The sequence below is a fragment of the Aeromonas sp. R7-2 genome, assembly GCF_040908105.1.
Taxonomy (GTDB): Bacteria; Pseudomonadota; Gammaproteobacteria; order Enterobacterales; family Aeromonadaceae; genus Aeromonas; species Aeromonas caviae.
Genome location: NZ_JBFODC010000006.1, coordinates 1 through 9,490 on the forward strand (window position 1 = coordinate 1; position 9,490 = coordinate 9,490).

Below are 9,490 nucleotides of genomic sequence, written 5' to 3' on the forward strand. Positions count from 1 at the left end.
TTTGAAGATCAGTGGCAGTTTATCCGCAGCCAGCTGCTGCAAAGCTGAGCCAGCAGACCGCATCAACCAATGCACGTCCGCTCCGAGTTCACAATCAAGCCCACTGCCGGCTTTGAAGATCAGTGGCAGTTTATCCGCAGCCAGCTGCTGCAAAGCTGAGCCAGCAGACCGCATCCACCAATGCACGTCCGCTCCGAGTTCACAATCAAACCCACCGCCGGGTTTGAAGATCAGTGGCAGTTTATCCGCAGCCAGCAGCTGCAAAGCTGAGTGCGCACATGCCGAGCGTCCCTGCGCCAGCAGGGTTGTGACAAAACGGGAGGCCTTGGCCTCCCTTGCTTTTTGTGGCACAAAAGAAGAGACAAGCACCAGATGCGACCCAGCTTGTCGCGCTCAAGTGTTAGATTCATCTGCCATAAATCTTCACACCAACAGGACATCCTATGGAACCCGAGATCATTACCGAAGCACAGACCTGGCTGACCAACAACCAGGGACTGATCATCGAGTATGCGGTCAACATCGCCGCCGCCCTGATCACCCTGCTGGTCGGTTACATTGCCGCCAACCTTCTCAGCGGTGGCGTGGTCAAGGTGATGCAGACCCGCAAGCTGGACACCACCGTCACCCACTTCGTCGGCAGCATCCTCAAATACACCATCCTGGTGTTCGTAGTGATCGCCGCCCTGGGCCGGGTCGGGGTGCAGACCGCCTCCTTCGTCGCCATTATCGGTGCCGCCGGTCTGGCCATCGGTCTGGCGCTGCAGGGCTCTCTCTCCAACTTTGCCGCCGGTTTCCTGCTCATCATCTTCCGCCCCATCAAGGCTGGGGAATTCATCGAGGTGGCAGGCACCAATGGCGTTGTGCAATCGGTCCAGCTCTTCACCACCACCCTCACCTCGGGTGACAACAAGATGGTGGTAGTGCCAAACTCCGCCATCCTAAACGGCACCATCGTCAACTACTCGCGCATGGATACCCGCCGCGTCGACATGACATTCGGCATCGGCTACGGCTCCGACCTGCGCAAGGCCAAACAGATCCTGGAGCGGCTGGTGAGCGAAGAGCCCCGCATCCTGAAGGAGCAGGCCGCCACCATTGCCGTCGCCGCGCTGGCCGACTCCTCGGTCAATATCGTGGTGCGCCCCTGGGTCAAGACCGGCGATTACTGGGGCGTCTGGTTCGACTTCCACGAGAAGGTGAAGCTCACCTTCGACGCCGAGGGCATCGAGATCCCCTTTCCCCAGCGTGTGGTCCACATGCAAAAGACGGCGGATTGATCCTCGGTGTGCGTTCTCCAGTGCCAGCCTTCGGGCTGGCACTGTCGTTTCTGCCTTCTGTGACATGAAAAAACCGGCCACAGGCCGGTCTTGCGCACCAGGTCGCACCGCGTTCTCACCCCAGCCGGCGTGCAACCCGGTTGAGCAGGGGCTGCATCAGCACATAACCCCCCAGCACGGCTCCGATCACCGCCAGTACGCGGATCTCCAACGTCGGCGCCGCATTGGCCAGCGTCAGGGTCAGCAAACCGATGAGGCCGGTGGCGATCAGGCTCAGGGCAAACAGGGATAACAGGGCTTTCATCTCGATCTCCTCATTCCACACCATTGATTCCATACCTTGGCCATCCCTGGGAGATCTCGTCCATTCGGCTCATATGATAGCCAGCGTCTGTTGCCCACCATTTGCGCCTGCTCAAAAAACCGTCCGATGAGCGTCTGTTGAATACCCTTTGATCTGTCACGCCAGCTTTCCAGAGCCACGGCCGCGCTCCCCTTGAAATGAAAGCCTTTTCAACCCGAACAAGCATGCGCGAACGCAAGATCCCGGGGTACTGAGTGACTCATAATCGCACTGTTTTGGTTGTACACTCCCTCGTTGCAGACAATTGGTAATGCTCTGTTACACGGGGCGCACGGAGTGCCCGGTATAATGCTCGCATAATAAGGTTTGGCGGGAGCCTTGCCTGCAAGGTTCAAACACAACTTGGAAGACTGATAATCCTATGAAAAATATCAATCCAACCCGGACCCAGGCCTGGCAGGCACTGGAAGCCCATTTTGCAGCCAACAAGGAGATGCGTCTCAAGGATCTGTTCGCACAGGATCCCAAGCGTTTTGACAAGTTCTCCCTCACCTTCGGTGGCGACATCCTGGTCGACTACTCCAAGAACCTGATCACCGAAGAGACCCTCAAGCTGCTGGTGAACCTGGCTGGCGAGACCGATCTGCGCAGCGCCATCGACGCCATGTTCAACGGCGACAAGATCAACATGACCGAAGGGCGCGCCGTACTGCACACCGCCCTGCGCAACCGCTCCGACCGTCCCATCGAGGTTGACGGCAAGGACGTGATGCCGGAAGTGAACGCCGTACTGGCCAAGATGAAGGGCTTCTGCGAGAAGGTCATCGGTGGCGAGTGGAAGGGCTATACCGGCAAGGCCATCCAGCACGTGGTCAACATCGGCATTGGTGGCTCCGATCTGGGCCCCGTCATGATCACCGAGGCCCTGCGCCCCTACAAGAATCACCTGGAGATGCACTTCGTCTCCAACGTCGACGGCACCCACATCGCCGAGACGCTCAAGAAGATCGATCCGGAAACCACCCTGTTCCTGGTGGCCTCAAAGACCTTCACCACCCAGGAGACCATGACCAACGCCCTGACCGCCCGCGACTGGTTCCTCGGTCATGCCGGTGACAAGGCCCACGTTGCCAAGCACTTCGCCGCCCTGTCGACCAACGGCAAGGCCGTTGCCGAGTTCGGCATCGACACCGACAACATGTTCGAGTTCTGGGACTGGGTCGGCGGCCGCTACTCCTCCTGGTCCGCCATCGGCATGCCCATCGCCCTCTCCCTCGGCTTCGAGCACTTTGAGGCCCTGCTGCAAGGCGCCTTCGAGATGGACATGCACTTCGCCACTGCCGCCTATGAACAGAACGTGCCCGTACTGCTGGCCCTGATCGGCCTGTGGTACAACAACTTCCATGGTGCCGAGTCCGAAGCTATCCTGCCGTACGATCAGTACATGCATCGCTTCCCTGCCTACTTCCAGCAAGGCAACATGGAGTCCAACGGCAAGTACGTGGACCGCGACGGCAATCCGGTGGACTACCAGACCGGCCCCATCATCTGGGGTGAGCCGGGTACCAACGGCCAGCACGCCTTCTACCAGCTGATCCACCAGGGCACCAAGCTGATCCCCTGCGACTTCCTAGCGCCGGCCATCAGCCATAACCCCATCGGTGACCACCATCCGAAGCTCCTGGCCAACTTCTTCGCCCAGACCGAGGCCCTGGCCTTCGGCAAGAGCAAGGAAGCGGTGGAGGCCGAGTTCCTGGCCGCCGGCAAGACCCTGGAGCAGGTCAAGGATCTGGTGCCGTTCAAGGTGTTCGAAGGCAACCGCCCGACCAACTCCATCCTCTTCAAGCAGCTGACCCCGAAAACTCTCGGCTCCCTGATCGCCATGTACGAGCACAAGATCTTCGTACAGGGTGCAATCTGGAACATCTTCTCCTTCGACCAGTGGGGTGTGGAGCTGGGCAAACAGCTGGCCAACAAGATCCTGCCGGAGCTGGGCACCGATGAAGCCGTCACCAGCCACGACGGTTCCACCAACGGCCTGATCAACACCTGGAAAGCCTGGAAGGCCTGATTGCTCCCGCCCTCCAGAATGCAAAAGCCCCGCTCGATGAGCGGGGCTTTTTTATAGGCTTCAATCTGTCTGTTTGCATCATCCGGACGACAGGCCAGGTGTCTAAGCCAGCCAGTAACGGGGATCGTCATCCCCGCCCCTTCCGATGCCGCTCAGCGAAGGCTTAACCGCCGACGGCAATACGCTTCATGTCCTTCATGTAACCACGCAGGGTCTGGCCGATCTTCTCGATCGGGTGGTTGCGGGTCGCTTCGTTGGCAGCCAGCAGGGCCAGGTTGTCCACCGCCTTGCTCTCGGCACGGGCACTGCCCAGGTCCCCTGCTTGCAGGGTCGGCATGAAGTGCTCACGCAGCAGCGGCACGGCGGCGTTGGCGAACAGGTAGTTGCCGTACTCCGCGGTGTCGGAGATGACCACGTTCATCTCGTACAGACGCTTGCGGGCGACGGTGTTGGCGATCAGCGGCAGCTCGTGCAGAGACTCGTAGTAGGCAGACTCTTCATAGATACCGGAGGCCACCATGGTTTCGAACGCCAGCTCCACACCCGCCTTGACCATGGCCACCATGACCACGCCATTGTCGAAGTACTCCTGCTCGGCGATCTTGCCGGCATAGGCAGGGGCATTCTCGAAGGCGGACTTGCCGGTCTCTTCGCGCCAACCGAACAGCTTGGCATCGTCTTCGGCCCAGTCAGCCATCATGCCGCGGGAGAACTCGCCGGCGATGATGTCATCCATGTGCTTCTCGAACAGCGGACGCATCAGGGTGCGCAGTTGCTCGGAGAGCTCGAAGGCACGCAGCTTGGCCGGGTTGGAGAGGCGGTCCATCATCAAGCTGATGCCGCCCTGCTTCAGGGCCTCGGTGATGGTCTCCCAGCCGAACTGGATCAGCTTGCCGGCATAGGCCGGGTCGGTGCCCTCGGCAACCAGCTTGTCGTAGCAGAGCAGGGAACCGGCCTGCAGCATGCCGCACAGAATGGTCTGCTCGCCCATCAGGTCGGATTTCACTTCCGCGACGAAGGAGGATTCCAGCACGCCGGCACGGTCACCACCGGTAGCAGAGGCCCACGCCTTGGCGATGGCCATGCCCTCGCCCTGGGGATCGTTCTCCGGGTGGACGGCGATCAGGGTCGGTACGCCGAAGCCGCGCTTGTACTCTTCACGCACTTCGGTACCCGGGCACTTGGGCGCAACCATCACGACGGTGATGTCGGAACGGATCTGCTGCCCCTCTTCCACCACGTTGAAGCCGTGGGAGTAGCCCAGCGCGGCGCCCTGCTTCATCAGCGGCATCACGGTTTTGACGACGTCGGAGTGCTGCTTGTCCGGAGTCAGGTTCAGCACCAGATCGGCGGTCGGGATCAGCTCTTCATAGGTGCCGACCACGAAGCCGTTGTCGGTGGCCTTCTGCCAGGAGGCGCGCTTCTCGGTGATGGCGGCCTTGCGCAGGGCGTAGGAGATGTCCAGCCCGGAGTCGCGCATGTTCAGACCCTGGTTCAGGCCCTGGGCGCCACAGCCCACAATCACCACCTTCTTGCCCTTCAGCACGTTGCAGCCGTCCGCGAACTCTTCGCGCTGCATGAAACGACACTTGCCCAGCTGGGCCAACTGCTGACGCAGGTTCAAGGTGTTGAAATAGTTAGCCATGGTGATTGCTCCGTTCGATTGATTCCATGCCGGATGGCGGCGTTGTCGAAACCACTATAGCGCGGGACACTTATTGCCTGAACTGATATATTCGAAACAGTACGTTGCAGGAATTGAAATGTGATTTCCCGCAATCTCCCGCCGCCGAGCCATCGTGCTACAGGGCGCCTGACAACGCCGCAGGAATAAAAAGATGGACCTTCGCAATCTCGAACTGTTTCTCCACCTCGCCGACTCCCTCCACTTCGGCAAAAGCGCCGATGCCATGGCGGTCAGCCCCTCCACCCTGAGCCGCGCCATCCAGCGACTGGAACAGGAGACCGGCTGCGTGCTGTTCGAGCGGGACAACCGCTCGGTGCGGCTCACCCCTGCTGGTGACAAGCTGCGGGAGTTTGGCGGTGCCTTGCTGCAGGAGTGGCGCCAACTCAAACAGGAGCTCAAGCGCAGCGACGAGCCGCTGCAAGGGCGGTTGCGGGTCTTCTGTTCGGTCACCGCCAGCTACTTTCTGTTGCCCGAAGTACTGGAGCGCTTTCGCCGCCGTTATCCCCAGCTGGAGATCAAGCTGGAGACCGGCGACCCGGCGCTGGCGGTGGACAAGATCCTGGCTGACGAAGCCGATCTCGCCATCGCCGCCCGCCCGGATGCCCTCTCCGCCAAGCTGGAATTTGCCAGTCTGCAGCAGGTACCGCTGGTGTTCATCGCCCCCCGCACCGCACCGCAGCAGAGCCAGTGGTTTTCTCAGGGAGAGCCAGACTGGGAGCGGCTGCCACTGATCCTCTCCGAGCAGGGGCTGGCCCGAAAGCGCTGTGATCAATGGTTTCGCAACAAGGGGATAGCTCCCAACATCTATGCAGAAGTGGCGGGCAACGAGGGCATCGTCGCCATGGTGGCCCTCGGCTTCGGTGTGGGTGTCGTGCCTGCCGCCGTCATCGATCACAGCCCCATGGGGGACAAGGTGCGTGTGGTAGAGCCCAAACCGGCGCTCAAGGCGTTCGACGTCGGCATCGCCGTGCTCAAGAAGCGGCTGGAAGAGCCGCTGATCCGCGCCTTCTGGGACACCGCACGCGGCCAGGGAGGCCTTCGCTGATCCGGCAGGCGTCGGAGCCACTGTGAGTGTCAAATGTATCAGTATGAAAGTGGGGGAGAAGAGGGGACACTGGCCGGCACCATCCAGCCACCATCAAGGAATAGAGCGTGAGCCAGCATCTTGTCGAAATCCGCAGTGCCATCCTGTTCGCAGAATATCTGCAAAGCCTCGGGGTCCAGCGCCATGAACTCGATCGGGAGCAGGAGATCTATCTCCAGGACAGGCACCTCGCCACGGTGCAATGCATTCAGGGGGAGCTGCGCTTTTATCTGCGCGCCAGCGCACTGGCCAGATCGTGATCCGCAATCGGTCACAGAACCCGCACGCAAAGCGTATTAGACTGGCACCATCCGTCCCCCTCGCCCCGGGGGCCACCACGAGGAGTGCCCATGAAACAAAGCGGCCTGGATCGGCTCTTCAAACCTCACTCGATCGCCGTCATCGGCGCCTCCAGTGATCCGCAGAAGGCAGGCCATGTGGTCATCCGGCACCTGCTGGCGGGTCAGTTCCAGGGCCCTATACTACCCGTAGCCCCCCGCAGCCAGGCCATCGCTGGCGTGCTCGCCTATCCGGACATAGAGAGCCTTCCCTTCTCCCCCGATCTCGCCATCGTCTGTACCCGGCGCGAACGGGTACTGCCGCTCATCGAGGAGCTCGGCAAGAAAGGAACCGGAGCCGCCATCATACTGGCCGCCCAGTTCTCCACTGACGAGCGCCTGCGGCTCAAGCATCTGTGCCAGCAATACGGCATCCGGCTGCTCGGCCCCAACAGCATGGGCATGCTGCTCCCCGGGCAGGGTATCAACGCCAGCTTTTCCCCCATTGCAGCGACTCCGGGACAGGTGGCGTTTCTCTCCCAGTCTGCAGCGGTCAGCACCACCATCCTGGATTGGGCCAAGCAGCGCGAAATCGGCTTCTCGGCCTTCATCTCCCTAGGCGATCATTGCGACATCGACTTTGGCCAACTGCTGGATCAGCTCTCCCGGGACGGGACGACCCGCGCCATCCTGATCTACATGGACAAGCTGCACGATGCCAGGCACTTTCTCTCCGCCGCCCGTGCCGCCTCGCGTAACAAACCCATCCTGATCCTCAAGAGCGGTCGGCACGACCCGGCCAACGGTCTCGACAATGTCTATGATGCCGCCATCCGCCGGGCTGGCATGCTGCGCGTCCGGGATACCCACGAACTGTTTGCCACTGTCGAGACCCTGAGCCACTCCCTGACCCTCAAGGGGGAGCGGCTCGCCATCCTCTCCAACGGGCGCGGTCTCGCCAACATGGCCGCAGACGTACTGCTGTCTCGGGGAGGCAAGCTGGCGATGCCACCCCTCGACATCGGCAGCGATGCAGATATCGAGGCCTACAAGAGTGCACTCGAGACGCTGCTCCAAGGGGACAGTGCCGATGCCATCCTGCTGATCCATGCACCGTCCCTCACCGCCCGAGGTGTCACCCTCGCCAGCAACCTGATCGACTTCATCAAGCAGCATCCCAGGGCCAGACGATTCAACATACTGACCAACTGGGCAGGCGAATACTCCGCCCAAGAGGGGAGACGCCTGTTCAACGAGGCGGGCATCCCGACCTATCGCACCCCGGAAAGCGCCGTCACGGCCTTCATGCACATGGTGGAATATCGCCGCAACCAGAAACAGTTGATGGAAACACCGGCCTCCCTGCAAGGCGACAGGCTCGATGTCGAGCGCTGCCAGCAGCTCCTTGGGCAAGCGCTGGACCGCCAGCAGCGGGTGCTGGACACCCACCTGGCCCATCCCATCTTGCAGGCAGCCGGGCTATCCACCCTCGCGACCTGGATCGTCTCCGATGCCATCGAGGCAGCACTGACTGCAGAACAGATTGGCTACCCCGTAGCGGTGAAGCTGCGATCTCCCGACATCGCCCACAAATCCGATGTACACGGTGTCATGCTGAACCTGCGCACCTCGGCGGAAGTCGCCCAGGCGGCGGATGCCATTCTAGACAGGGTACGTCAGCGCGATCCTGGCGCCCGCATAGAAGGGCTTCTGGTACAACGCATGGCACGCCGCAGCGGGGGTCTGGAGCTGCGGATCCGCTTGCAGCAGGATCCGGTCTTCGGCCCCGTCATCCTGCTCGGGGAATCCGGCGCCGAGCCCCGCGACATGGTCGCGGCCCTTCCTCCCCTCAACCAGGCACTGGCTCGCTACCAGATCATTGGTGCCCTCAAGGATGGCAAGATCCGCGAGCAGGCCAGTCCGGTACGGCTCGATATCGACGCCCTCGGCCAGGTGCTGTGCCAGCTCTCCGAGCTGCTGCTGGCCTTCCCCGAGATACAAGAACTGGATCTGCACCCGCTGCAGGCCTGTGATGAAGAGATGGTGATCCTGGATGCCCGGCTCGTCCTGGCAGAGCGAGGACAACAAGTTCTGCCACTGGCCATTCGCCCCTATCCCACCGAGCTGGAAGAGGGTGCCTGGCTGAAAGATCAGAGTCATGTGCTGCTGCGCCCCATTCGCCCCGAAGACGAGCCGGCCCACAAGCAGTTCGTGCGGCAGGTGTCTGATGAAGACAGGTACAAACGCTTCTTCGCCGACGTGGGGGAGCTGGGGCATGAGGAGCTGGCCCGCATGACCCAGATCGATTATGACCGGGAAATGGCCTTCGTCGCCGTGGGTCAGGACGGCCCTTTCAGCCAGCAGATCCTGGGAGTGGTGCGAGCCATTGCCAGCCCGGATCAATCGGATGCGGAGTTTGCCATCCTGGTCCGCTCAGACTTGAAAGGCCTCGGACTCGGCAAGTTGATGATGGAAAAGATCGTGCGCTATGCCAGAGAGCGTGGCATAGGCCAGCTCTCTGGCATGACCATGCCCAGCAATCGCGGCATGATCAATCTGGCCAAACGGCTCGGTTTCAAGATCGATATTCAGCTGGAAGATGGGATAGTCAACATGGAGCTTCCCTGCGCTGATCAGGTTGTATAACGATGCAATCGTGGTGGTAAATCAACCAGATATGGATGGATAACGTGAATTTCAGGCAATAAAAAACCCCGCTCGAGTGAGCGGGGTTTCTTGTATTGGGTGCCTGGCAGTGTCCTACTCTCGCATGGCGAATGCCACAC

7 protein-coding genes and 2 pseudogenes are annotated in these 9,490 nt (G+C 61.0%); 7 read left to right on the forward strand and 2 right to left on the reverse strand.

Annotated features, from left to right (window positions below):
* Positions 1-75: 75 nt before the first annotated feature.
* The 3 genes and pseudogenes from AB5Y47_RS00820 to AB5Y47_RS00830 form a co-directional block, all read left to right on the forward strand.
* A pseudogene (locus tag AB5Y47_RS00820) lies at positions 76-159 on the forward strand (nucleoid occlusion factor SlmA); the annotation flags it as partial.
* A gap of 27 nt (positions 160-186) precedes the next feature.
* Positions 187-270, forward strand: a pseudogene (locus tag AB5Y47_RS00825) (nucleoid occlusion factor SlmA); the annotation flags it as partial.
* Positions 271-443: 173 nt separating this feature from the next.
* On the forward strand, positions 444-1,280 hold the full coding sequence (locus AB5Y47_RS00830; RefSeq protein ID WP_042864726.1) for a mechanosensitive ion channel domain-containing protein: 837 nt from the start codon (positions 444-446) through the stop codon (positions 1,278-1,280).
* A 115-nt stretch (positions 1,281-1,395) separates the two neighbouring features.
* Here the strand turns inward: AB5Y47_RS00830 and AB5Y47_RS00835 are convergent, their stop codons facing one another.
* Positions 1,396-1,584: a hypothetical protein gene (locus tag AB5Y47_RS00835; RefSeq protein WP_029314882.1), complete on the reverse strand. Its 189-nt coding sequence runs from the start codon at positions 1,582-1,584 to the stop codon at positions 1,396-1,398.
* Positions 1,585-2,005: 421 nt separating this feature from the next.
* Between AB5Y47_RS00835 and pgi the strand changes: the two genes are divergently transcribed.
* Entirely contained in the window at positions 2,006-3,655 is a 1,650-nt protein-coding gene (gene pgi / locus AB5Y47_RS00840) for a glucose-6-phosphate isomerase (RefSeq protein WP_039040994.1), read from the forward strand.
* Between the two features lie 163 nt (positions 3,656-3,818).
* Here pgi and ilvC read toward each other — a convergent pair whose 3' ends face one another.
* Complete coding sequence (gene ilvC / locus AB5Y47_RS00845) at positions 3,819-5,300, reverse strand: ketol-acid reductoisomerase (protein ID WP_039041087.1); 1,482 nt, start codon at positions 5,298-5,300, stop codon at positions 3,819-3,821.
* Between the two features lie 193 nt (positions 5,301-5,493).
* On the opposite strand from ilvC, the gene ilvY reads away from it, so the two are divergent.
* The 3 genes from ilvY to AB5Y47_RS00860 all read left to right on the forward strand — a co-directional run bounded on the left by ilvY (position 5,494) and on the right by AB5Y47_RS00860 (position 9,350).
* The gene (gene ilvY, locus AB5Y47_RS00850) at positions 5,494-6,387 is read left to right on the forward strand and encodes an HTH-type transcriptional activator IlvY (protein WP_043153306.1); all 894 of its coding nucleotides are present in this window, start codon (positions 5,494-5,496) and stop codon (positions 6,385-6,387) included.
* 107 nt (positions 6,388-6,494) lie between these two features.
* A complete protein-coding gene (locus AB5Y47_RS00855; protein WP_010676124.1) occupies positions 6,495-6,686 on the forward strand; it encodes a hypothetical protein in 192 nt (63 codons plus the stop codon).
* Between the two features lie 90 nt (positions 6,687-6,776).
* Positions 6,777-9,350, forward strand: coding sequence for a bifunctional acetate--CoA ligase family protein/GNAT family N-acetyltransferase (locus AB5Y47_RS00860; RefSeq protein WP_049636092.1), 2,574 nt, complete (start codon positions 6,777-6,779; stop codon positions 9,348-9,350).
* Positions 9,351-9,490 lie beyond the last annotated feature (140 nt).